This window comes from Mediterraneibacter glycyrrhizinilyticus, from assembly GCF_015560805.1.
Taxonomy (GTDB): domain Bacteria; phylum Bacillota; class Clostridia; order Lachnospirales; family Lachnospiraceae; genus Schaedlerella; species Schaedlerella glycyrrhizinilytica_A.
The window spans coordinates 125,330-148,353 of record NZ_JADMSO010000001.1 but is presented as its reverse complement, the minus strand read 5'-3'; the positions used below and the strand labels follow the sequence as shown (position 1 = coordinate 148,353).

Below are 23,024 nucleotides of genomic sequence, written 5' to 3'. Positions count from 1 at the left end.
CTTTTGTTTTTTCAGGTCACATTTTTACTTATGTTTAATGACATTGTGAATTTCTCCCGTAAATATATACAAAAAAAGACTTCTATTTTGGTGATATTTACCATAATAAAAGTCTTTCTACTATTCATTTTATTTTTCTGCCGGAACAAGAAATTCCTTGATATACTGAAAATCATCCGGGTTATAACATACGATCTCATATGCCTCGATATTTGGATTGCTGAATACCGTTGTCAGCCCTATAAACTGTGTCAATGTAGATGCTAAGTTCAGCACATCCCGATCGTCCGTGATCAATTCCACTCTTCCCTGACATTTTGCCAGTGCTTTATAAAATCCGTCTACATTCACAATCTGTTTTACTCTCATTATTCTCTGTCCTCCGCGTATTTATTTTTGTTTGATTATATCTTCCATATTCAAAATGAAATACGCGTATCCTGCCCAATTTATATATCATTTCTGCCCTTGTTCTATACACTCATCCTATTCTCGCCTTATACATGCAATTCTACAATCTGTGGTTCATGACCTAACGCCGGGATCAATATATTCTCCACATCCTGCATCCGCATTTTCAAGCTGGAAGTATTGATACACGGATGGCATCCGAACCATTCTTCTTTTAACACATCCGCATCGATCAAAAGACGGACTTTCTTTTCCCGGTCATTCATTAATCCTAATATACTCAGCGACCCCGGTGTAATATCCAGATATTTTTCCATATATTCCGGTTTTGCAAAAGATAATCGCGCCGAGCCGATCTGCGCCGAAAGATTTTTCGTCTTGAACGGTTTGTCTCCCGGCATCAGAAGCAAATAAAAATCCGTCTCCTGACGGTTTGTCAGCATCAGATTCTTACAAATACTGCATTCCAATACTTGTTCGATTTCCTCACATGCCTCCATCGTCATCGCCATTTCATGGTCGATCCGCCGGTATGGGATTTTCAACCGATCCAGAAAATCATAACAGCGTAGTTCTTTTTCAAGACGACCGTCTTCTGATTCCGGACGATCATTTTTTACAATATCGCTCATTCTTATTAAGCCTCCATCTGATCCACCCGGTCCAACACTTCCGCAATCCGGAGAATCGTCTGATAACACCGCTCTTCTTTTGAGAAAAACTGTGGTTTCAGCATCTTGCACTGTTCCGAGCCGTATTCCGTCTTTACAAGACGGATGTAAGTCTTCACTTTCTGCATCAATGTCGGGCTGGTGTGTCCTCCGTCTCCCTCTACATATTTACAGCTCAATGCCGCAACGCCGCCTGTCACTGCGCCGCAGACATTACCGCAGCCCATACCGCCGCCAAATCCTGCCATCGCCTTGACCGTCTCTTTCGGCATATCCAGTCCCCAAGCTTCCATTGCCGCGCTGAACACTGCCTCCGCACAGTTATAATTCGTATCTTTATAATATTTTTCCAGATAATCTACTACATTCGCCATGATCCGTACCCTCTTTTCTCTTTTTATTTTCTTTTGTACAACGATTTTTGTACACCGACGCTATCATCATATCATATTCGGGCGGGCGCAATTAACTTTCTTTTCTCTTGTTCTTACTATATTTACAGAAAAATCCACATAGAAAAGGAGCTGCCGCTCCGCCGGAAATTTTCTGACGTTGCAAATTGTTTTTCCAACACTGTATGCCTCTCCCTTTCTTCTCTTTATATATTGTACTTTCATGATTTTAATCTTAACCTGAAACACATTATTTGTTTTTTAACATGTAAGCTTCATATTTTCTGTTAATTTATATATTTTTCGATATTTTTCTTATTTTATTATTGACATTCTTCTTATTAAGAGATATTATAAAGTCAACAAAAGAAAAGGAGGACGGACCACCAGAAACTTAATCTTTTAAAACGGACAAAATTTAATGAAGAGAGGTACAATCCAATGGATACGATATCTTAAAAATCCACTGTAACGAACAAAGTCGATACAGTGGATTTTTATTTTTCATATTCAGACATCATCCTGCAAGGAAAAAACACTGAAAGCACCGAAATCACGGCTTTAAGACGTATTTTCCCTTGTACGCTGTCGCTAAGATATTCCCAGTACATTTTTCAGCATATGCGGATACTCGCGTTCCGCATCCGCCTGATACACGCCGACATGATTCAGATCACCGCCTCCGTCGGTAAACATTGGAAACAAAAATCCCCATTGCGGTTCTCCCGGCTCATAATCTCCGACGAGAGGACATACAACCCCGATCAGATATTCAAACATTTCCTCCGACTCGCCCAATCGTTCCTGATCCGCCGCTTTTGCCGGAATATCATAGCGGTCGTGAAATACAAATACCGCATATTCTTCTTTTTTCTGCCCACAGCCGTCTTGATCGGATTCTAAATTCCAAGATTCCATCACTTTATCATAAAACACGTCCATCAGAGCATCATTTTTCAGACCACATTCCCGCACCGCCATCAAAAGCTGCCACATACTGCCATTCTTCTGCATCTCCCTTTGATATTCATATTTTTTCAAATGCGTATTTGTTTCGGCAAACGGTACTGCCTTAGCCAGCTTTAGGTTTTTTGCGCGGTCTGCAGAAGATAGTTTTAAAAAATTCGTATTAAAGCTTCCGTCAAACTCTCCATCACGATCCACATAACAGCCCGCTACTCGTGTAAATGAATTTCTCGAAAGTGTCATGCGCCTTGTAAGAGTGAGCATATCTTCCCGATCAATTTTCAATTGTTTCAAATGTCTGCGATTCCTTTCATAAATTTTCTTTTATCTGTCCCCCCGGAAAACCCTGTCTATTATTATATTACTGAAACGCTGGAAATTACAAGCAAGCATATTATTTTTTCTCTCTGTATTTGCCGATCATACCGCCGCCTCTTCATTGCTTATTCACTGTATTTATGTTACACTTTCATTAATGTCAATGTAAGAGGGGAATGAACGGCTCCCTTGCACATTGACGCTAATGATAGACTTTATGAGGAGGAACTTCTATTGGCTTCTACTATTCGAGATGTTGCAGCTTATGCCGGACTTTCTGTCGGCACAGTTTCAAAATATATTAACGGAAAACCAGTCAAGGAATCTACTCGGTCAGCTATTGAAGATGCAATCAAGGTTTTAGATTTTCATCCGAACAATATTGCAAAGGGGCTGAGAAATGCAAAATCATTTTCTGTTGCTATTTTACTGCCAATGCTTGATTCTACATTCTGTACTTCCATGATTTCATCGATCGAATCTACATTATTACCTCTTGGATATAGTGTGATCGTATGTGAATGTCATAACGACGCGGAAATGGAACTGCGCAAAACACAGTATCTGATCGATCGCATGGTTGATGGGATCGTTTTGATTCCTTACGGACTGGACGGGAAACAAATAGAACTGATCCAGAAAAACAATATCCCTTTAGTTCTCCTTGATCAGGAAATAAAGAAGCATAAAGCAGACTGCATTGTATTAGATAACGAATTAGCCGGATACGAATCTACTCATCGTTTGATCGAATTAGGTCACAAAGATATCGCCATCATTACCGGTAATTTTGAGCACTACACTTCCAGAGGTCGTTTAAAAGGATTTCTTGACGCTATGAAAGAAGCAGATTTAATACCTGTTGATGAGCACATCCAATGTGGGGATTATAGTATTGATGGCGGATATGAAGCAATGCTTCGTATCTGGGATACAAAAAAAAGACCAACAGCCATATTCATCAGTAACTATGATATGACCATTGGCGCTTATCTTGCTATTAACTATTTAAATTTAAAAATCCCGGATGATATCTCTGTTATTGGATTCGACAACTTTCCTCTTGCCAATGTCGTAAATCCGCCGCTCTCTTTTGCTGAACAACCAACAAACGAAATGGGAACTGAAGCCGGAAAGTTACTTTACAAGCGGATTTGCGGCGATTATTCGGATTATCCGCAAACAATCATGCATAAGCCGACTATGTACTACAAGGAAAGTATCCGAAAAATAAATTAGTTATTGAATTACCATGGAGCACAAATCTAAAATTTGCTGCTCCTCTTTCTTTAATTCAACAAATCCTCCAATCCGTTTTCCTTTATAAACGATCTCAACATTCTGGGAATTTTCACTGAATAATGAGATTCTTTCCGGTTTACCATCTTTCCATGAAAGATCTACCCTGATATTCCCCACTGCTAAAAGCCCTTTTATAGAACCTGTTTTCCAGCTTTCCGGCACTGCCGGCAAAATCGTAATTTTTCCTTCTTCACTTTCCAACAACATTTCCGCAACAGCACTTGCACTTCCGAAATTTCCATCAATCTGAAATACTTCTCTTTCTCCATCCGTTTCACCTAAAGGCGGATGCAGATCAAATAAATTATCGTAGACAGATTCACGAAGCAGTTCTTCATAATAATAGTTTGCTTTCGTTCCATCTCCTAATCTTGCCCACAGATTGATCAGCCAGGCACAGCTCCATCCGATTTGTTGAGAATAATTTTTCACTTTTTCTTCTATAAATTTTTTACAGGCTTCAACTAATTCCGTATCCGTCTTTTTAATAGAGTGTCCCGGATGAAACCCAAAAACGGGGGAAAAATGTCGATGTCCTGCATCGATCTCATCAAAGTCTTGAATCCATTCTTGAATTTTTCCTGTTTTGCTTATCTGATATTCGGGCAATCTTTTTTGATACTCCTCAATTTTATTTGTCAAATCATCCTTTACTTCAAGAACTTTTACAGCCTCTGCATAATTCAAAAACATTTCTTTTATAATTGCCAGATCCGATGTTGTCATGTAACTGACTCCACAAGCCCGCCCTTCTTTATCAGCAAATGTGTTTTCCGGAGATGTTGACGGCGCCGTATAATATTTTCCATCTTCCCGCAACTGTAACCAATCAAGACAAAATTCTACCGCGCCTTTCATCGCAGGGAAAATTTTTGTTTTTAAATATTCTATATCTTTGGAATATTTAAAATATTCATAGCTCTGCGCACATAACCAGATTCCGCCCATCGGCCAATATGCATATTTAGGCTCACCGGCTACAGGACCTGTTTGTCTCCATATATCTACATTATGATTTGCCGTCCATCCGGAGCAGTGGTATTGTTTTCTGGCTGTTTCTTTTCCTGCATCACTTAATTCACTTACAAATTCAACAAACGGCAGATAACTATCCAACAAATTACAGGAGCCATTCATCCAATAATTCATTTCTGTATTAATGTTAACCGTCCAGTTACTACTCCATACAGGACGAATGCTTTCATTCCAAATCCCTTGCAGATTAGCCGGCTGGCTTCCTTTTCTTGAAGATGCAACCATTAAATATCGATTATAATGAAAAAATAAACACAATAATCCCAGATCTTGTTTTCCGTTCCGAAATTCAGCCAGCCGCTGATCCAACGGCATATCACTTTCTTCTTTTTCCAATTCCAGTCTTACATCTTTATAAACTGATTTATAATCAATAATATGTTCCTGTTTTAATGACTCATAATCTCTGTTTTTCAAAATCTCCAAAGATTTCCTACATTGGGCAATGCATACTTCCGGATCTTTTTCAATCCTCTTTTTATATCCCCGATATCCATCTTCCGCCGTCAAATAGAAAAGAACTTCATCTGCATTCTTCACTTTTAATTCATCTTTTAATGCAGTAACTTCTCCTCCTGTATTCTCAATATGCAAATAACATCCAAACGCCATTCCCGGATTTTGTTCATCATATGTAATGGGATGGTCGCAAGTTAAATAATTCGGTTGAACATTGGACGGTGCATTTCCAAAAATATACAGATCCTGTGAAACTTCTGCCTTCATATCATGCCTTACTTTACTATTCAGATTTACAGAAAGATTCAGCTTCTCAGATCCGGATACTTTCATTCTCAATATCAATGCCTTTGCCGGATATGATATAAATACTTCCGTCTGATATAACGTATTTTTCGAACAAAACTCCGAAGAAAAAATTGCATTTTCCAAATCAAGATTTCGAGAATATTGTTCAATCTCTCCGATTTCTTCAAACCGGTAATTCAATTCTCCCAAAGGCATATAGGATTCATTATAGAATCCAAGCATATGTTCTTTTATAAATTGTTCCGCTTCCCAAAACTTTTCTTCAAAAAGTAATTCTCTTGCATGCCCCAATATCTTCGCATCTATTTCTTTTTCCGGTCGTCTCCCTGTTCCTGACCAAAAAGTATCATGATTCAATGTAATATGTTCTTCCGGAACACCGCCATAAACCATGGCTCCCAAACTTCCATTTCCCAGAGGCAAAGCCTCGGTAAATGATTTCGCCGGAGTAATATACTTCAATTTTGTGTTCATATTGCCAGCCCTTCCTTTATTACTCTTTTACAGCGCCAGAAGTAATTCCGTTCACAATAAATTTCTGTGCAAATACAAATATCAAAATACTCGGAATTGATATCAATACCAACGCAGCATTATATCTTCCCAGATTTTGCGGCGTCATTCCATATGCACCTTTAAAAGCATTCACTGCAACCGTTGTCGTATAAGCACTGTCTTTCGTCAAGAACATCAATGGGAACAGAAAGTCCTGGAAAGACCACATGATCTGCAATACCGCCAAGTTAATGATCGCCGGTTTCGCCAGTGGCAGATAAATATTAAAGAAACACCGCTGGATCGATGCTCCGTCTACATTTGCAGATTCCATCAACTCCATAGGCAATCCGTCAAAAAAGTTCTTCATCATTAATACACCAAACGGAATTGTGATCAGACACTCTGAAAGTATGATCGCCATATGTGTATTATATAAATGCGCGGTTTTAAAAATATAAAATAAAGGAATGATTAAAATAGGTCCTGAAATTGCAAGACACATCAATACAAAATTATAAATCAATTTTCTTCCTGCAAATTCAATCTTGGAAAAAGCAAAACCTGCAAATGAACAGATCAATACCAATAATGCAGACGCGCAGACTGCATTAATGATCGAATTAATAAAATACTGATAAAACGGAACTCCGTTTACCTGATTTGTCAAAACATACCAGTAATTTTCAATACCATGTACTTTCAAGGAATCTTTTAGTAAAGAATAAATCGGTATACACCACAATGCCAGCATAATGATGAGAAAGCCCACCATTACTCTTCTGTTTGCTTTTGAAATCGAAAATAAATCTTGTTCTAATTCTTTTTCTTTTCTTTTTTTCATCTCTCACACCTGCCCATTCTTTGCTGTCATTTTCAATTGAATAAATGAAATCACAAATGCAACAATCAAAATAATTACTGCCGCTGCACAAACAAGTCCTATATTAGATCCTGCTGATCTTGTCGCCCGATAGATGTAAGTTCCCACAATTTCCGTACTTCCTCCCGGACCGCCGTCCGTCATCAGAAATACACGTTCCATTTCACGGAATCCACCTAAAAGCATTGAAAGTATAATTGTTTTATGCGTATTTTTTAATACCGGGAAAATGATCAGCATTATCTGGTCTTTCATACCGGCTCCGTCAATCGTGGCAGCCTCCATAATACTTCTGCTGATAGTAGTTAAATCTGCCGTATAGTACATGATCGGAATACCAATCATAAAAATAGACACGGAACATACTGCCCACATCGCCAGTCTTGGATCCGCCAGCCATCGCTGTGCAAGTTGTCCCAATCCAACACCTCTTAACAATTGATTTACGATACCGTTCTTATACTCCAACATAGAGCCAAAAACCGTGGCCATCAATGCGATAGGCAGCATGGATGGAATAAAAAATAATGCATGGAAAAACCGTTTTCCCTTAATTTTAAAATTCAAGATAATAGAGATGATAAATCCAAACGTCAATCCACAAAAAATATTTGCAAAAGATAAAATAAATGTGTTTAACAAAGATCTCCAAAATGATTTGTCTGCGAAGATAGTCTTATAATTTAACAATCCCGTAAATTCAGATCTGCGAAAAGTGATTGTTACATCCCGAAAACTGTTCGTGATCAAAAAGTAAAAACTATATCCTAATAATCCAATAAAAATAACAATCAGTGGAAGTAAAAACAGATATCCTGCCTTGTTATTTCTTTTATCGATACTTAATTTTCTTTTTTTCTTTACCATATCAGTAACCTCAATTCCATAACCTACTATATAAAGATAGACTTCTAACCGCTTTACTTTGTATTTTCATAAGTTCGCAGCCAGAAGTCTATTTCACCTTTAGAGTCGTTGTACAAATGATCCCCTTGTACACACTGACGTTATGCTGTCGCAATCGTATACTTATTTAAGACTATCAGTATTTTCCACTCGTCCATTCTTTCTGAAGATCTTTCAATACATCTTCCGTTGTTGACGACCCGTTCAATACACTTTGAACAGCGGCGCCCTCAACATCTGAATATCCGGACACATTATTTCTATCAGCAGTTGCTGTATTGATCAACTCGTTCACTGTATCCCAACCTGCTTTAGATTCCTCTGTATCAAACAATGTTTCGTCTACTACAAAATCTTTCTTTGCAGATGTACCTGTCAACTGTTTTCCGAAAATGTCTGCTCCCTCTCCAACTGTCAGGTATGCAACAAATTTTGCAGCCGCTTCTTTTTTCTCAGAATAGTCAACTACTCCAATACCAGAATCTATGTAAGAACGAACTGTAAGCTGTCCGCCTTCTTCCGCCACCGGAAGCGCCATTGCTCCTACATTTTCCAATTCAATTCCATTGCCCTCACGCAACTTATTTGACAATAATGGAGCTTCCCAGGATCCCATATAATAAATCAATGCATTTCCATTTGTAAATTCTTCGGTTGCGCTTGCGTAATCTAAATCAAGAACATCCGGGGAAAAGATTCCTTCATCAAAATATTTCTTTAATCCGTCAATTGCCTGTTTGTATTCCGGACTATCCACCGGAGCCTCTTCATATCTCCATTTGTTATAGTAATCTCCTTGCTGTCCAAGTACGGTTAACATCATCTCATCTACTACCCATGCGTCTTTTCCTGCAAATACACTTACATATTTATCCGGATATTTGGCTTTAAACGCTTCAGCCACCGCTTTATATTCTTCAAATGTTTTCGGCACTTCACATCCAATCTCTTTTAACAAAGCCGCATTATAAAATCCAACCATAGAACCTGAGTTTGTCAGCACGAGCATTTTTGTATCACCGCCTGTAAGCTGGTTTCCTTGTTCCAGACATTTTTCTGAATATAACTCTTTCCAATCTTCACCTGCTGCTTCCGGCATCAGTTCGTCCAGATCCGCCAGATAATCCTGTACTTCTTCTGCAAACGCAGATGGTTGCACGCCGATGACATCAATATCTTCTTCTGTGCTTAATGCCAGAGGAACTTTCTCCTGGAATGCCTTACTTTCCATAACCGTCATATTGATTTTAATGTCAGGATTTTCTTTCTCAAATGCATCGACTGTTTCCTGAATCTGATCTTTACTCGGAAACCATGTCCAATAATTTAATGTGATCTGTTCTCCGGTTGTTTCACCCTCACTTTTTTCTGATGATCCACACCCACCAAGCATACCAATTGTCATTGCTAATGTTAAACAAATAACCGCTACCTTTTTTGCTTTCATACATTTTTCTCCTTCTTCGTGCGTAATCTTTTTCAAAAATGAACCGGTTCATTTTTTTGGTAAAACACCAAGTTATGTATTGATAATAACAGCCGATTATTACGATGTCAATATTTTTTATATATTTTGTGTACTTATACAATTTTTGCATTTATTTTTTGTATGCTTTTCACAAAGTTTTTTTTAATCGAAGTTAGCGTCGATATACAAGGGGAAACACGCCTCAAGCCGCGTAATTCCGATGATTTTCAGCGTTATCCTCAATCAGCGTACGCCCAGTACGCTTCAATCGTCTGCCTTGAAAATCATCGGAATTATCTGCGGTTGAGGTCGGTGAGTCGAGAAGAGACAAATCTAAGCCTCTTTTAGGCACTTGAACGACGCGTACAGAGACGTACGCGGAGTGAAAGTAACAACAAAGAGGCTTAGATTTGCTCTTCATCGACCGTTTTCCCCCTTGTACACCGACGCTAAAGATTATAAACAACAGGCAATCAAATTGACTGCCCGTTGCTCAAAATTTTTCTTCATTCTTCCTATTCATGCGCTTCTTCTCCGATCTGTACCATCTTAAATCCCTCTCCATGAACTTCATTGGATTCAAGTACGATCAGAAAAGATGCCGGATCTGCTTTCTTTACCGCTTGCTGTACATGGAACATTTCTTTATTGCTGCAAGCACACATGACCACTTGTTTTTCTTCTCCATTATAACCGCCTTGACCTTTTAAGATGGTAGTTCCCCGCTGACAGCATTCGTCTATCACTTCACAGATCTTAGGACCATGTTCTGTAACGATCAATGTAAGTTTCCCCGAATTAATTCCATACATCAGCTTATCGACTGCGACAGCAAAAATAAAATTGACAACCATCCCATAAATGATACCGTCAATGTCCCGAAATAAAATTCCGCCAACCAGAATGATTCCGACATCTGACCAAAACGCGATTTTCCCAAGAGATAAATGTGGTTTGATCGCTTTCACCGCCATAATGATAAAATCGGATCCGCCCGTCGAAGAATTTTTAGAATAAATCAACGCATACCCAATACCGCCAAATACTCCCGTACAAAGAGCCGCCAACAGCCGATCTCCTGTGTATACCGGAAACAGGGGCGCTACATAATCGATCATAATAGAAGAAAGTATCATACAGCGCAAGGAACTGACAAAAAATTTCTTTCCGAGAAGCCGATAGCAAATAATAGCCAGCGGAATATTCAGCAGAATCGTTGATAATCCGATCGGTACATTCAGCAATCGATATAAAATAATAGAAATCCCGGAAAATCCTGTCATCGGAAACTTTGCCTGCACAGCAAAATTATAAATTCCGGCTGCAATAAATACGCTCCCTATAAATTCCCATATGAATTGAACTGCGAATGTTTTTACTTTTCTCAGCGAACATTGTGCTTTCATATCTTTTATACCTCCATTTCATCCAAGCAATCACCAAGGTCTCGGGCAAGCCCGGACTTTGGCAAGTGTGGTCCAGTTTCACTGGACACACCCTATACAAAAAGAGCGAAAACGCATTATATATAAATATAATACGCTTTCGCTCTTCGGACACTAGACTAACATCATTTAAGCTGCTTTGTCAAGTATTATTTTCTTCATACTATCTTTTCGGCATCCTGTTTTTCTTCATCCTCATATGAAAGAAATTCTTCCTGGAACATCCGGCGCGCCCGCCTCCTGCACAGGCACATGCGCAGGCACATGCACAGGCGCACCCGCTGCTGTGACTATGGTGTCGTCCGCTTCCCACATAAACGCTTCCCATTCCCCGATTCCGCTCATAATGATCTTTCGGCTTTCCGGAATTTTTTCGTGCATACAAAAGAAATGCATACGCTGCCGGACCGCAGACTACGACAAGAACTACAAACACGACAAACCAAACAGAAGAACTGTCTGCACTTTTCTCATACTCATCCTGAAACAGGAAGTCTGATTTCGGATAAACAACCCGGACTCTCACTTTTTCTCCCGGATGCAGATCCCGAAATACGACCTGATACGCCGCTTCCGATGCTTTCTGCATATCCGATACTGTATTTTCATCATACTCCCATCGGATCGTCAACTCATCTACCGGAATGTCATCAAACCACCCCGGCGTAAACTCATACAAATATTCGTCAGCATTTTCTTCATACAGACAATGCTGGTGGATGGAAAATTTTAAATCTACCACTTCCCCCTCTTCATATTCCCGATCCAGATCCAGCCGCACATAGTCTCCGCCGTCCCCATAATAACTGATCTCATCGATACTGTCGCTAAGCGCTGTCAGCTCCTCAGCATATTCATTCGGAATGCCGATTTTCACCCAACTGAGCGCTCCCTCGCTCGTACTGTCCAGTACTCTCCAATCCAGATCGTACGTCAGGATCGCCGAGCCGTCCTCCTGTACATCCACCTCGATCGTCTCCTGCTCAATCTGATCCAGATATGCCGATGCATTCCCCCGGATCTCCGGAATCCAGACTGCCCCAAACAGTACAACGGCAGACAACACTATTCCTCGTTTTGTTTTATTTTTCCGCATCCGAAACCTCCTTTCCAAGAGGACATTTTTGCTGCATCTGTCTGGAATACTCCCGATATTTCTTACATACCGGATGATTCCATATCTGTTTCCAGTCTGTGCGCAGTATATTTCCGAATGTCTCCCGATCCAGACAACTCTGACATGCCACCACATCTCCCGACGGCGTCACTGCCATATTGCTGAGAGCCGCGCCGCAAGACGGTACGTCCAGTCCCATTTCACGGAGTGCTTCTTCCCGGATCCATCCCGGAGACGTAAAGCTCAGTTCCATCCCATTCTTTGCACAATACTCTACAGTCTCGCGGACGACCTCTGTAATCTCCGCCTCCGAAAGCCGCATCGATACTTGTGCGTCTTTCGCTGCATTTCCAGCCGGGATCAATCCCGAACAGGTTACATAGGTCACGCCAAGTGATTTCAAAAACTCCGCCGTCTCACGATAATTTTTATTGTCACGACAAAGCGGCGTGTTGACGTTCACCGACAGACCTGCTTCCAACGCATTTTGGATACCCTCCACTGTTTTTTTTAAATAGTCCGATCCGGTCAGGCGGTTATGAATATTACGATCCGATGAATAAAATGTGATCTGTACATTATCCAATTCTGCCTCCGCAAGCGCCTTGCAATATTCTTTCGTGAGTCGTACGCCGTTCGTATTCAGTCTGGTAATAAACCAACGCGCCGCCTTAATCAGCTCACACAGATCCTCCCGCATCGTCGGTTCTCCTCCGGTAAATGTCACCTGTGGGATCTGCGCTTTTCTGCATCGCTTTAAAATCTGCTTCCATTCATCGGTTCCAAGTTCTCCGTCATTTGCATAAGTCTGCCCTGCCGCATAACAATGTACGCAATGCTGGTTACAGTTCCATCTCCCATCCTTTTCCATCGAACTGACCATCAGATCCATCCGATGCGGTGCCGTCATATAAGGGGCATAAGTCCCGATATCCATCTGACCGATCTCGATCTCCGGCTCCCGACCGCGCGCCACATCTTCAAATACCCCGGTGATCGTCTCCAGATCTTCCAACAGTTCTTCCGGATCCACATCCGGGTAAACCTTTTTCACATTCCGGCATGTATTTTCCAGAATCTTTTCCAACGCTTCCTCCGGCATCTCTCCGTCCCCAAATGTATTGAGTTGTCGGATGAATTCCGTCAAGAGGATCGCCCACGACTCATTGACCGGAATGATCTGGTTTCCATTTAAAATTGCCACAGACGGAACGAACCGAAACAACTGAAATTTCGGCGGAATCAGGTGGATCCTGACTGCTCCCGGATCTTTTGGATTCCATGTCGTATGTACCATCTCCCGCCAGTTTTTCCATTCATACCACTTTTCCCGAAACATGATTTCTCCTTTTCTCTTATTTCAACCGCGTTTAAAGTCTCCGCCACCGCGTCAGTCAACAAACGGCATTCCTCTTTATGCGCTCTCTTTATACACTACTCACTTTATGCGTCCTCTTTACGCGCTGATGCTGACCACAAACCAGAACAAATTCCCCAATACCATCACAATGGTCATTCCGAATAATTGTAAATATGTAATGTGTGTGTTTCTTAAGTCCACTTTCGGACAGCCCGAAAATACCGCCTGTATCTTTTCTTCAATCGTTTTACCGAAATAGATGCTCTTAAACAACGTTCGGATCTGCGTATACTGCACGGCTGCAAGAACCGCAACAATACAGAACAGCCCGAATTCCATTTCTCCGCCGAGAGCTGCACACAGCAACGTAGAAATCAGCATCCAGATACTGCTGTTCCTCCGTCCTTTTTTGTAGAACCAGCTTCGATCCATCTGTCCGACCAGACGCTTTGTCAGTTCCGGGAAAGATTTTTCTTCCCCGACACCGAGAGCTTCCATTTTCTTACACAAAAACTGATAACTCTCCAGAACTCGTTCCTGCGCCGCCGCGTCCCCTACCTCATAATGAAACGCGATATATCCCCGACTTTTCGGCACTTTAAAAGACGTCATCGTAACTTTGATGTTTTTTGTTCGAAGTGCATCTGCGATCTCCTGATAGGAAATCTTCGTGCAATGCCCAAACATTATCCGTTCTGCCTCTGTCTCTGTAAAACGCCAGATACATTTCCTCAGCGGTCTTTTTAACAATCCCCCGCCGATCAGAAGTGCCGACAGTGAAATAAAAAAAATGTGCGCACCGTTCCATCTGTTTCCGATCATGATCTGGATCAGACATAGTATGCCGACCATCGTAAAAATTCCCACAAACGGTTCAAGCTTTTTCATTCTCCACTCCTGAAAGACCGGAATTTCCAATTTTCGTTTTACCACCATCTTTGTTTTCCCTCTTCGCTTTTTTCTTTGCTTTGATCTGAATACACATCCCGGCACGCCTCATCCTGTCAGCCATGTCACCCGCGCAGTCCGGCAATGATCCGTTTTGGATAGATCAGAAGATCCAACGCATCTTCTATACATCCCGTGCAAAGATCCGCCTCTCTCATCACTTTTCCATATGCCCCCTCCTGATCCATGACCGCGATGGAAAGCGCTGCTTCCCGCAGCATCAGTTCGTCGTTGCGCCCATTGCCGATAGCCGCACAATGTCTGGAACCGATGGATTTTAACAATTCCTTTTTATATTCCCGCACATTTCCGGCCGGAAACGTCTGCAGGCAGACCGGAAGTCCCTCGCACTGCTCTTTTGCGGTTCCGTTCGTGTCTGCCGTCAGCACATAAATCTGGAAATTCCCAGCCAGCGTCAGGATACGCTGGCGCACACTTGGCGGGATCACACCATCAATCGCAAGCGTCCCGTTGAAATCCGCAAAAATTGTATCGATATTTAATGTCTTGTACTCCGGTATTTCGATTCTCATGTAGATACCTCCTGTGGATTAAATTTACAATGGTTCTTTATCCGATCATCTTCTTTCACTTAAAAGCTTTCTCAGACTCTGTGTCTCTACAATCCGATAATTTGACAGCCACAACTGTTTATCTTTTCCTACAAGCTGCGGGTTGGATCCTGTCTCGAACACATTTTGAATAATGCTGACTCCGACCTCGTTCCAAATTTCAATCGGATCAAATACCCATTCTACTTCCCCTGTTTCGTCATTCATTTTTAAAAGAGAACGAAAGGCACCGTAAACTGGATAAATGTATCCGCTTGAGATTGAATATTTAATCTTGTTTTCAAAAAATTCTGTCTTAACTCCGCTTTCAACATACTCAACGCCTTTGACTCCTCCGAATCTTGGAATGGCGACTCCCAGCGCTCTCTTATATTCTCCGTATTTATCAGACATTTCTCTCTCTATAATGTCATAAAGCTCTGTTAATTTGGGTAGTTGCTTTGTGAGTGATTTATAAAATTTACCGTTGAATGCATCTTTATATCGTTTAAACACCTGCGCTTTCCCGGAATAACTTTGGATCGGCGCCATCTTGTCATCCGGATATTTCTCAATATCAAAAGCATACATCAAACGCAGTAATTCCGAAATGCCGATCGGTTTCGTTTCATTATCTTTATATGCAATTTTGGACGCATATGGTTGATCCTGAATAGACAGTTTAATATCTTCAAAACTATCTTCCAAGTTAAACAATGCAATGTCCGAAACCTGAACAGATGTATTTCTTGCATCCGACAGTCTTGTTATATTTACAACATTTGTAATGACTTCCATACGGACATATTTTTCAATATCACTTGGGATCTTATCTCTGTTCTGTATGATCGCCGTATACGTATGGCCGCCATCGAGAATCCCATAACTATACTTATCATTTTCATCCTCCTGATTGCCAATATCGATTGTAACTTCAGATTCAATACTGTTAAAACTCAGCGATTTTGCAGCAATAATAATTCCTCTGTTATTAATGTAAAAGTCTGTTTCCGGTTCGGTCACGGCCTTTACCAGTCTTTTTGCAACATTTGTTCCCATTTTCGGCACTCGTGGGTTTACATCCAGCGGTATATCTTCCGGAAGATCTTTCATATTCACCAGCAAATAATAGATCGTTTCTTCTGCAGATTCGTCCTTTTCCGTTCTCTTATACGGTGAAGCCAGTGTTCTCATCGAATGAATCTTGAATTTAATTTGATTTGTCATAACCATAAACTCCTCCTGAATTTATTAATATCATAAATTTGATCTTGATCTTAAATAAAATATACTCTACAATACTTTTAAGATCAATGCACCATAGTACATATTGTGAGGATTATTATGTCAGAACGAAAACAATACGATGATGGTCTTGTTCGCGTCGGTCTTCTTTTAGCAAATAAACGAAAGTCTCTTGGCGAACCTTATCAGACCAGAGAAGCTTTTATAGATCTGCGAAGTGTAGAGCTATTTGATGGAGAACCTTGGATTTCCATTCGCCATCTTGCCAATATCGAATCGGGGAAAAATTGGATCAGTATAGAAAAATTATTTGCCCTTGCCATCGCTTTGGAAGAAGATCCGGTCGATCTTTTTGAAGAAATCATGTTGGCGTACCAAAACCGACCGGGGAGATAATATAAGAATTGAGAAAAGATCAACCGCCCACGCAGCACTTCCTCCTAACTATTTAATGTACACCACATTTCATGCCATTTTTCTCCGCCCCAAGTAGATTGTGATTCTCCCCGATCCATAAAACCAAACTTTTTATACATCTTCACTTTACCCGGCACACAGGTCAGTATCGCACATTTTTTTCCTAATTTCCGCTGTTCCAACAGCAATTCCCTCACCATTTCTCTGGCAATCCCCCGACCTTGATATTGAGGAAGAACAGCCACGCTGCAGATCATCACATTTTTACCATTCGGATTATGAAGACTTATATCTGTAAAAAGTTCATCCCTCAATGACTCTTCATCCGTGCAAAGGGCATTTATGAAACCAACCATCTTCCCTGTCTCGCGATCCATTGCCACTAAAAATGACCGGGCTGCATATTGGATGCGTTCTTTCATGATCGGTAATGTACATGCCTCGCTCGGCAGAAAACAAATCGCTTCAATTCCCGTTGCCTCTTCCGCATCATCCGGACAAACCTGACGCAATTCATAATATTCATTAAAGTCTCTGGCATCTCCTTTATTTTCGTATTGTTCCAATAATCTTCGCGCTTCTTCTTTCATCTGTTCCTCCACTTCTCCCGGTCCGATAATCTTAATTCCCTCGCCAAGCGAAAAGATCCATCCGAAAAACTGTTTGCTGACATGAATGTCTACATTTACGGTAAAATGTTGTTCATCCGCAGGAATCATCCTCACATCTTTCCCAAACCGGTCTATGATCACTCCCACCAGATTATTTTTTACCAATAATCTTACTGTCCGCTCGTTTCCCCTGAACATTCCAAAACTTTTCTTCGCATAATCCGCCATATCCAGCTTTTTAAAATATTCTTTTCCCTCTCTGCTTTCCGCAGACAACCTGATATGAAGCATTTTGTCTACCCGATAATGCTTGATCTTTCCCGCCTCTGAATCATACCCTACCAGATAATAGTTCTCATTATACCAGGACAATCCCCAGGGGCTGATATGATACCATACACCGTTATGCCGCAGTTCCATTTCCTTTTTTACATTCCACTGATAATACTGAAATTTTATCTTTTTATTCTCGGAAATCGCATTATGAATCGCATCCACCGTATAGTAAATACTTTCATTCATCGTTTTGATCCTGCCGGATACATAAACCTGCCGCTGTAATTTCTGCGCATCATATTTACTGACCAGGGTCTCCAGCTTTTTAATCAATGCATTCGTTTTCTTTTCCGTAATAAATTTGGAGGACTGGATTGCATCTACCAGAAGTTTTAACTCCGGAAGCTCAAATGCGCGGTTGACCACATGATAATGATATCTGTTTCCAATCGGCTCTCCCTCTACGTCAATTCCCAGAACGCTCAAATCTCTCAGATCATTATACAAACTCTTCCGGTCCGCTGTGATATTATATTTTGCCAATTCATCCATAATCTCCGGCATAGTAATATAATGTTCATCATCCGTCTGCTCCTGCATGATCTGAGCAAGCCGGTATAATTTGAATTTCTGATTACTTCCTTTTGGCACGCATTTCATCCCCTTTCATCCATCAATATAACCAGTATATCACAAATGAAAGGCATCGAAGTCATCTTTTCATATATCAAATGCAAATTCAGATGTTATCTTTATTCTTTTCCTCCGGCTTTTTCTCCGCCTCGTTCTTTAAACTTTTTTTGCAAATCGTTCCCCTCTGTGTAACCAGTACAACCTTCGCATATGCAATATCTCCTATCTTGTCATACAAACGTCCGGCGCTCATCGCCTCTCTGATCACAGTATAAGAGCTGTTAGCCACATATCCTACTTTCCCCAGCCCTTCATATATCACTTTGATCGCCTCTTTGTCATACTCATTATCCGGCTCTTTCTCCAACCGGATCTTCATACCTTTTTCCAGAAAATCATCTCCAAAATAATACTTTGTTCCTGTTAATGTGATAAATACTTTTTTCATCATAATTACTCCTTCCCTGCAGCTTCCTTTTCAATCATTCATGTACTCATAGTAATCGGATTCGCTGGCAAACAAGATATATCTGCCCTCGACCAATCCCATGTAACCATCACCAGTATTAAACCCTTTCATTGCCAGTTCCTCCATTTCTTTAAAAAATCATCTTGGTTCTGCTTTGATGGTTACAGTATATAATAATAGGTGGGGTATAAAAACCCCACCTATAACATTCCTATCTTTCCCCACAATAAACTAAAAATGCCGGAGGCCGCATTTCTGTCTGCAGTCTCCGACATTTTCTGATCATTTACACCAAAACAGCTTCCCTTATCTTTCATCCCCGACAACAAGATATGTCACGGTACATGGCGCAAGAGTAATTGTTCCAGCTTCTTTTTCTTCTCCCTTTAACTCCGGAATTGTTCCATCCTCTCCGGAGGCGATCACATTGCCATTTAATTTGATTTCCTGGCTGCGAAGCGAATCCGCGCTTAATGTGTACTGTACACATGCCGGAACATGAACGAGAGTTTCTTCTTCTCTGCTGTTATTGATGATCACATAGCAGAAACCTTTTTCTCCGTCTTTTCTGCTCTGTGCATACACATGCGCGCCCTCGCGGATCTCCTCTTTTGTATCATACACCGTTGTTCCTGCCAATCTGCTGTAAAGCAATGCACCCCAGTACTGCGGTCTCGGCATATGTGTGTCGGCATCCAATAAACCATAAGCGCTGCTTGCCAGTGTATTATGAAAAATGATCCCTCTTGTATTCACATTAAATCTGGCTAATTCATCTACATAGCGAATGGTTTCGACAAATGTCGGTCCCCATGTGTTTCCGCCGCACGCGGCGTCTGCACTTTCCGTCACCCACATTTCCGCACCCGGCGCATATTTATCCCGGATCACTTCATTATAATGAAGATCCTCCATTGTAGCACCAAGATAATACTCCGATGTAACTGCATCAAAATCAAAATGTGCGCCAAACATCTGCCCCCGTTCACTGATTCCGTTATAGCTATGATAGCTATAATAATCCGGAGCCTCTTTGCAGCGTTTCATAATATCCTCGGTTCCAAGCAGCAGAGCTGCCATTCCGCCCGCTGCAGCGCCGCGCTCATTTTCAGCGGAACAAGGTCCGACCAGTTTGGTCTCCGGATGATTTTCACGCAGCCATTTTGCGAACAGATCATAATCTCGACCATAATCATCCAACGTATATCCGTCCGGCAGACACATTCCATTTAACATGTTCGGTTCATTCATGAACTCGGCATACTCGATCTTCATTCCCTGCTCTTCTGTATATTTCCACAAAAGTTCAGCCTGCTCAGGCATCCAGGCGCCCGTATGATCCTCATGTACTCCAAAGCTGTTCGCAACGCTGACAAGGATCTGTCCGTTCACCGCTTTTACAAAATCAAGCGCTCCCTGCCACTGTTCTTTTGTCAATACAAACTCGAATCCCTCCGGCGCTTTTCCGCCTGTATGTCCGTCAAAATCATAATAGGTACGCGTTGCCCAGCTTCCGCTAAATCTGATGACTACCGGTCCAAATGCTTTTGCAAAAGAACGGATTCTCTCATCATACAAATTGATCGCCGGAACTTTTGTCTGCATACCGGCAAGCATTTTCATCATATCCTCCATCTTATCACATGTCGGAAATGCTTCCTCACCGGAAATCTGTTCCGGTGTGTAAGGTACCCAGAATGTACCTCCGGTCAGTTCTGTCATCTCAATATTGTAACTTTGTACGCGCGGATCCATCTCCCGAATGACTTCTAACTTTTCAGGATTCAAGGTCAATTCTATACTCATACTGCTTGTCACTCCTTGCTTGTAGTTAAATTAGTTGTAGTTAAATTGCTTGTAATGAAATAATTTTGTTCTTCTATCGCACAACTACTATTGATCTTTTGAACGCAATGCTTCCATTTTCTTTTCATTTTCTTCAACACGCTTTTTATTCAATGGATAGAACAGCATGAAAATAAGCGTCAATGCAAAGCACAGCAACGGAAGTCCTACAATAATATTAAACAATGCCTGCCGTACTTCTTCTGTCTGTGTAACTGCCAGTTCGTTGTATCCGATCCATGTCAAAGCCCATCCGCCGATACCGGTACAAACTGCGCCTGCCATCTTACGCACGAAACTTGCCATAGCATAAACGGTTCCCTCTACACGGTCTCCTGTTTCCAGATAATGATTGTCTACACAGTCGTTTGTCATAGCATAACTTACCATACCCATAATTCCGATACCAAAGAATGCAAAGAAAATCAATACCAAATATACATACGGATTTGTAACACGCATTACGAAAATAACGATATAGGAAACAACTGAAATTGCCAATCCTACAATACTTACTTCTTTCTTACCAAATTTCTTGGCAAGAGGAACCGTGATCGGAGCCGTTAAGATCATTCCAAAGAACATAACAACACTTGCCAGACCGGATAATGCCGTGCTCTGGAAATAATCCAGGAACATATACTGGTTAAATGCAAAGAAAATCTGAATCGCCGCGTACATAAAAATCTGGAATCCAAAACTTGACAACAACGCTTTGTCTTTAAAACAATCTAAAATAACCGCTTTTGTATTTGAACTTTTCTTTACTTCCGATTTGTCTTTGTCTGCAAGACGAACTCTTTCAACACTCCATTTCCAGCAGATCAGAATCGTGATCAGCGCCGCGATTCCCAATACAACCGATGCCCAGAAAAATCTTTCTCCGCTGGCAACACTGTTACCATCCTCATCTTTGACGTAGATCAGCATCGGGATCAAAACACCCAAAACCACTCCGCCGACCTGGGCGCCCACATTTCTCCATGTAGATAAACTCGCACGTTCTCCGCTGTCTGCCGTAATAACGTTAGACATTGCGCCATACGGGATATTCACTGCTGTATAACAAACCGATCCAAATAACAAATACGTCACAACAAGCCATGCAATTTTTATCCCCATTGCCGCATCTGCAAGAAAATAATTGTACATCATACAACTGCTGATCACCAGCGGCACAGATCCATATACCATCCACGGTCTGAAACGATCTCCATGCTTATCGGAATGTAAATCAACCATTCTTCCGACTGCCACGTCCGTAAATGCGTCTACAAAACGTGCCAGCATAAAAATCGTACCTACAATTGCTCCGGACACACCCATAACCTTTGTATAAAATACAAGAAGATAGCTGTTTGCCAATGTCAATACGAGGTTGCAGCCTACATCTCCAAGCATATACGAAAACTTATCACGTATTCCGAATTTTCTTACATTTGTTCCACTTTCCTTCATAATCTTCCTCTCCTTCGTATTGATTTATCATTCATTAAATCAAGTATTCATTATACATGTGAAAGTGCGTCTATTCAATTTACAGAAATGCAAAACTGTTACTTTCCTTTGAAAATATTTGGTGTCATTTTTAGTCATCATTTTTGAGGGTAGCATTTTTACACACATTTAGGGTGTTGAAACAAGTTAGAAAATGTTATAATAAAAAAGAATGAAAATAATTTCTATTTTTACATATATTTTTTGCTGAATCCAAAGGAGGTTTCTTTCGTGCCGGATATTCCTTTACTGCCAAATCATACAACACAAGATCGTTTTTTATCTGCATTATTTTTATTGATGGAACACAAGGAATACCATGAAATATCCATTGTAGACATTTGTAAAGAAGCAGAATTGTCCCGCAAAACATTTTATCATTATTTTAAGCACAAAGATGATCTGCTGGATTATCTTGCCCAGATTATTTGTCTATGTTACAGCAGAACAGACGATCGCTCCGGGCATTATCACTATTTTAATTTCTTCTATCATATGCAGAATTCCGTTCGATTACTTTTGAAGAATGATCTATGGTACGACGTTACCCAAAGAACGATGAGACAATACGAAGACTTGCTTTACCCGCACGACTGGGAAAAAGCGCTCGGAGATCAGATCGATAAAAAAGAATGGTTTCTTGAATTTATGAGTTACGGCAGTGCCCGTTTAGTCGAATTATGGTGCAAAAACGGATTTCAGGATCCTCCCGAAAAGCTCAGTTCACTGGTGGAAAAAATCCAATCCGGTTCCTTGGTCATTTGAATCGGCAGTACATGGAATGGGAATTCTATATACACACAAATTACTGGTCATTTAAATACAAGCCCCGCTATGATGCCGCATGGGATTGTGCCCCCACAAAAACAAAATATCATTCAGCATTGCAAATTTTACATCACCCGCACCACGTAAAATTCCCATTGAATTCATTGTTTGTATCAATCGGCATAATTCCACAAACGCTCCAACCAGCATGATCGTCATTCCTGCTA

At 40.9% G+C, this 23,024-nt stretch carries 21 protein-coding genes and 2 pseudogenes; 3 read left to right on the top strand and 20 right to left on the bottom strand.

The features are described 5' to 3' along the window. Positions 1 to 129: 129 nt before the first annotated feature. From I2H87_RS00710 to I2H87_RS00695, 4 genes are all read right to left on the bottom strand, one after another. Positions 130 to 369 carry a hypothetical protein gene (locus tag I2H87_RS00710; RefSeq protein WP_009267377.1) on the bottom strand — a complete coding sequence of 80 codons (240 nt, stop codon included), beginning with the start codon at positions 367 to 369 and terminating at the stop codon, positions 130 to 132. A gap of 128 nt (positions 370 to 497) precedes the next feature. After that, positions 498 to 1,043: a prolyl-tRNA synthetase associated domain-containing protein gene (locus I2H87_RS00705; RefSeq protein ID WP_195609086.1), complete on the bottom strand. Its 546-nt coding sequence runs from the start codon at positions 1,041 to 1,043 to the stop codon at positions 498 to 500. A gap of 5 nt (positions 1,044 to 1,048) precedes the next feature. Next, positions 1,049 to 1,456, bottom strand: coding sequence for a C-GCAxxG-C-C family (seleno)protein (locus tag I2H87_RS00700; protein WP_009267379.1), 408 nt, complete (start codon positions 1,454 to 1,456; stop codon positions 1,049 to 1,051). Positions 1,457 to 2,065: 609 nt separating this feature from the next. Continuing rightward, entirely contained in the window at positions 2,066 to 2,704 is a 639-nt protein-coding gene (locus I2H87_RS00695; RefSeq protein ID WP_117550734.1) for a DUF4317 family protein, read from the bottom strand. 288 nt (positions 2,705 to 2,992) lie between these two features. Between I2H87_RS00695 and I2H87_RS00690 the strand changes: the two genes are divergently transcribed. After that, a complete protein-coding gene (locus I2H87_RS00690) occupies positions 2,993 to 3,997 on the top strand; it encodes a LacI family DNA-binding transcriptional regulator (RefSeq protein ID WP_054703401.1) in 1,005 nt (334 codons plus the stop codon). Here I2H87_RS00690 and I2H87_RS00685 read toward each other — a convergent pair whose 3' ends face one another. The 10 genes from I2H87_RS00685 to I2H87_RS00640 all read right to left on the bottom strand — a co-directional run bounded on the left by I2H87_RS00685 (position 3,998) and on the right by I2H87_RS00640 (position 16,263). Further along, positions 3,998 to 6,337: a glycoside hydrolase family 95 protein gene (locus tag I2H87_RS00685; RefSeq protein ID WP_022152265.1), complete on the bottom strand. Its 2,340-nt coding sequence runs from the start codon at positions 6,335 to 6,337 to the stop codon at positions 3,998 to 4,000. A gap of 19 nt (positions 6,338 to 6,356) precedes the next feature. Continuing rightward, positions 6,357 to 7,202, bottom strand: a complete 846-nt coding sequence (locus tag I2H87_RS00680) for a carbohydrate ABC transporter permease (RefSeq protein ID WP_009267386.1) — start codon at positions 7,200 to 7,202, stop codon at positions 6,357 to 6,359. Positions 7,203 to 7,205: 3 nt separating this feature from the next. Beyond that, complete coding sequence (locus I2H87_RS00675) at positions 7,206 to 8,108, bottom strand: carbohydrate ABC transporter permease (RefSeq protein ID WP_022152264.1); 903 nt, start codon at positions 8,106 to 8,108, stop codon at positions 7,206 to 7,208. 175 nt (positions 8,109 to 8,283) lie between these two features. Continuing rightward, entirely contained in the window at positions 8,284 to 9,594 is a 1,311-nt protein-coding gene (locus I2H87_RS00670; protein ID WP_054703399.1) for an ABC transporter substrate-binding protein, read from the bottom strand. A 536-nt stretch (positions 9,595 to 10,130) separates the two neighbouring features. Further along, positions 10,131 to 11,021: a YitT family protein gene (locus I2H87_RS00665; RefSeq protein ID WP_117550599.1), complete on the bottom strand. Its 891-nt coding sequence runs from the start codon at positions 11,019 to 11,021 to the stop codon at positions 10,131 to 10,133. A gap of 202 nt (positions 11,022 to 11,223) precedes the next feature. Beyond that, the gene (locus I2H87_RS00660; protein ID WP_009267390.1) at positions 11,224 to 12,156 is read right to left on the bottom strand and encodes a DUF2207 domain-containing protein; all 933 of its coding nucleotides are present in this window, start codon (positions 12,154 to 12,156) and stop codon (positions 11,224 to 11,226) included. Continuing rightward, positions 12,143 to 13,516 (bottom strand): radical SAM protein, encoded by a 1,374-nt coding sequence (locus tag I2H87_RS00655; RefSeq protein WP_195609085.1) that lies wholly within the window; start codon positions 13,514 to 13,516, stop codon positions 12,143 to 12,145. The genes I2H87_RS00660 and I2H87_RS00655 overlap by 14 nt, the downstream gene beginning before the upstream one ends. A 117-nt stretch (positions 13,517 to 13,633) precedes the next feature. Further along, complete coding sequence (locus I2H87_RS00650) at positions 13,634 to 14,473, bottom strand: hypothetical protein (protein ID WP_009267392.1); 840 nt, start codon at positions 14,471 to 14,473, stop codon at positions 13,634 to 13,636. A gap of 77 nt (positions 14,474 to 14,550) precedes the next feature. Beyond that, positions 14,551 to 15,018, bottom strand: coding sequence for an HAD family hydrolase (locus I2H87_RS00645; protein ID WP_195609084.1), 468 nt, complete (start codon positions 15,016 to 15,018; stop codon positions 14,551 to 14,553). Between the two features lie 45 nt (positions 15,019 to 15,063). Then, positions 15,064 to 16,263: an AIPR family protein gene (locus tag I2H87_RS00640; protein WP_049890216.1), complete on the bottom strand. Its 1,200-nt coding sequence runs from the start codon at positions 16,261 to 16,263 to the stop codon at positions 15,064 to 15,066. Between the two features lie 117 nt (positions 16,264 to 16,380). Here I2H87_RS00640 and I2H87_RS00635 point away from each other — a divergent pair, with 117 nt between their 5' ends. Next, positions 16,381 to 16,677: a helix-turn-helix domain-containing protein gene (locus tag I2H87_RS00635; protein WP_009267396.1), complete on the top strand. Its 297-nt coding sequence runs from the start codon at positions 16,381 to 16,383 to the stop codon at positions 16,675 to 16,677. A 44-nt stretch (positions 16,678 to 16,721) separates the two neighbouring features. Here the strand turns inward: I2H87_RS00635 and I2H87_RS14045 are convergent. The 5 genes and pseudogenes from I2H87_RS14045 to I2H87_RS00615 form a co-directional block, all read right to left on the bottom strand. Continuing rightward, a pseudogene (locus I2H87_RS14045) lies at positions 16,722 to 17,105 on the bottom strand (GNAT family N-acetyltransferase); the annotation flags it as partial. 147 nt (positions 17,106 to 17,252) lie between these two features. Then, positions 17,253 to 18,236 (bottom strand): annotated as a pseudogene (locus tag I2H87_RS14040) (helix-turn-helix transcriptional regulator); the annotation flags it as partial. Positions 18,237 to 18,324: 88 nt separating this feature from the next. Further along, on the bottom strand, positions 18,325 to 18,666 hold the full coding sequence (locus I2H87_RS00625) for an HIRAN domain-containing protein (RefSeq protein ID WP_117550594.1): 342 nt from the start codon (positions 18,664 to 18,666) through the stop codon (positions 18,325 to 18,327). Between the two features lie 327 nt (positions 18,667 to 18,993). After that, positions 18,994 to 20,493: a beta-glucuronidase gene (locus tag I2H87_RS00620; protein WP_195609082.1), complete on the bottom strand. Its 1,500-nt coding sequence runs from the start codon at positions 20,491 to 20,493 to the stop codon at positions 18,994 to 18,996. A gap of 87 nt (positions 20,494 to 20,580) precedes the next feature. Then, on the bottom strand, positions 20,581 to 21,990 hold the full coding sequence (locus I2H87_RS00615; protein WP_195609081.1) for an MFS transporter: 1,410 nt from the start codon (positions 21,988 to 21,990) through the stop codon (positions 20,581 to 20,583). A gap of 270 nt (positions 21,991 to 22,260) precedes the next feature. Here I2H87_RS00615 and I2H87_RS00610 point away from each other — a divergent pair, with 270 nt between their 5' ends. Next, positions 22,261 to 22,794: a TetR/AcrR family transcriptional regulator gene (locus tag I2H87_RS00610; RefSeq protein WP_022152257.1), complete on the top strand. Its 534-nt coding sequence runs from the start codon at positions 22,261 to 22,263 to the stop codon at positions 22,792 to 22,794. Between the two features lie 51 nt (positions 22,795 to 22,845). Here the strand turns inward: I2H87_RS00610 and I2H87_RS00605 are convergent, their stop codons facing one another. After that, entirely contained in the window at positions 22,846 to 23,007 is a 162-nt protein-coding gene (locus tag I2H87_RS00605) for a hypothetical protein (protein ID WP_009267403.1), read from the bottom strand. Between the last annotated feature and the right edge of the window lie 17 nt (positions 23,008 to 23,024).

Excerpts from the sequence above, each read along its gene's own strand:
- I2H87_RS00635 (WP_009267396.1), top strand. The coding sequence starts at position 16,381 with ATGTCAGAACGAAAACAATACGATGATGGTCTTGTTCGCGTCGGTCTT.
- I2H87_RS00700 (WP_009267379.1), bottom strand. The coding sequence starts at position 1,456 with ATGGCGAATGTAGTAGATTATCTGGAAAAATATTATAAAGATACGAAT.
- I2H87_RS00655 (WP_195609085.1), bottom strand. The coding sequence starts at position 13,516 with ATGTTTCGGGAAAAGTGGTATGAATGGAAAAACTGGCGGGAGATGGTA.
- I2H87_RS00615 (WP_195609081.1), bottom strand. The coding sequence starts at position 21,990 with ATGAAGGAAAGTGGAACAAATGTAAGAAAATTCGGAATACGTGATAAG.
- I2H87_RS00660 (WP_009267390.1), bottom strand. The coding sequence starts at position 12,156 with ATGCGGAAAAATAAAACAAAACGAGGAATAGTGTTGTCTGCCGTTGTA.
- I2H87_RS00675 (WP_022152264.1), bottom strand. The coding sequence starts at position 8,108 with ATGGTAAAGAAAAAAAGAAAATTAAGTATCGATAAAAGAAATAACAAG.
- I2H87_RS00695 (WP_117550734.1), bottom strand. The coding sequence starts at position 2,704 with ATGCTCACTCTTACAAGGCGCATGACACTTTCGAGAAATTCATTTACA.
- I2H87_RS00710 (WP_009267377.1), bottom strand. The coding sequence starts at position 369 with ATGAGAGTAAAACAGATTGTGAATGTAGACGGATTTTATAAAGCACTG.
- I2H87_RS00620 (WP_195609082.1), bottom strand. The coding sequence starts at position 20,493 with ATGAGTATAGAATTGACCTTGAATCCTGAAAAGTTAGAAGTCATTCGG.
- I2H87_RS00605 (WP_009267403.1), bottom strand. The coding sequence starts at position 23,007 with ATGCTGGTTGGAGCGTTTGTGGAATTATGCCGATTGATACAAACAATG.
- I2H87_RS00705 (WP_195609086.1), bottom strand. The coding sequence starts at position 1,043 with ATGAGCGATATTGTAAAAAATGATCGTCCGGAATCAGAAGACGGTCGT.
- I2H87_RS00680 (WP_009267386.1), bottom strand. The coding sequence starts at position 7,202 with ATGAAAAAAAGAAAAGAAAAAGAATTAGAACAAGATTTATTTTCGATT.
- I2H87_RS00665 (WP_117550599.1), bottom strand. The coding sequence starts at position 11,021 with ATGAAAGCACAATGTTCGCTGAGAAAAGTAAAAACATTCGCAGTTCAA.
- I2H87_RS00650 (WP_009267392.1), bottom strand. The coding sequence starts at position 14,473 with ATGGTGGTAAAACGAAAATTGGAAATTCCGGTCTTTCAGGAGTGGAGA.
- I2H87_RS00645 (WP_195609084.1), bottom strand. The coding sequence starts at position 15,018 with ATGAGAATCGAAATACCGGAGTACAAGACATTAAATATCGATACAATT.
- I2H87_RS00670 (WP_054703399.1), bottom strand. The coding sequence starts at position 9,594 with ATGAAAGCAAAAAAGGTAGCGGTTATTTGTTTAACATTAGCAATGACA.
- I2H87_RS00685 (WP_022152265.1), bottom strand. The coding sequence starts at position 6,337 with ATGAACACAAAATTGAAGTATATTACTCCGGCGAAATCATTTACCGAG.
- I2H87_RS00640 (WP_049890216.1), bottom strand. The coding sequence starts at position 16,263 with ATGACAAATCAAATTAAATTCAAGATTCATTCGATGAGAACACTGGCT.
- I2H87_RS00625 (WP_117550594.1), bottom strand. The coding sequence starts at position 18,666 with ATGAAAAAAGTATTTATCACATTAACAGGAACAAAGTATTATTTTGGA.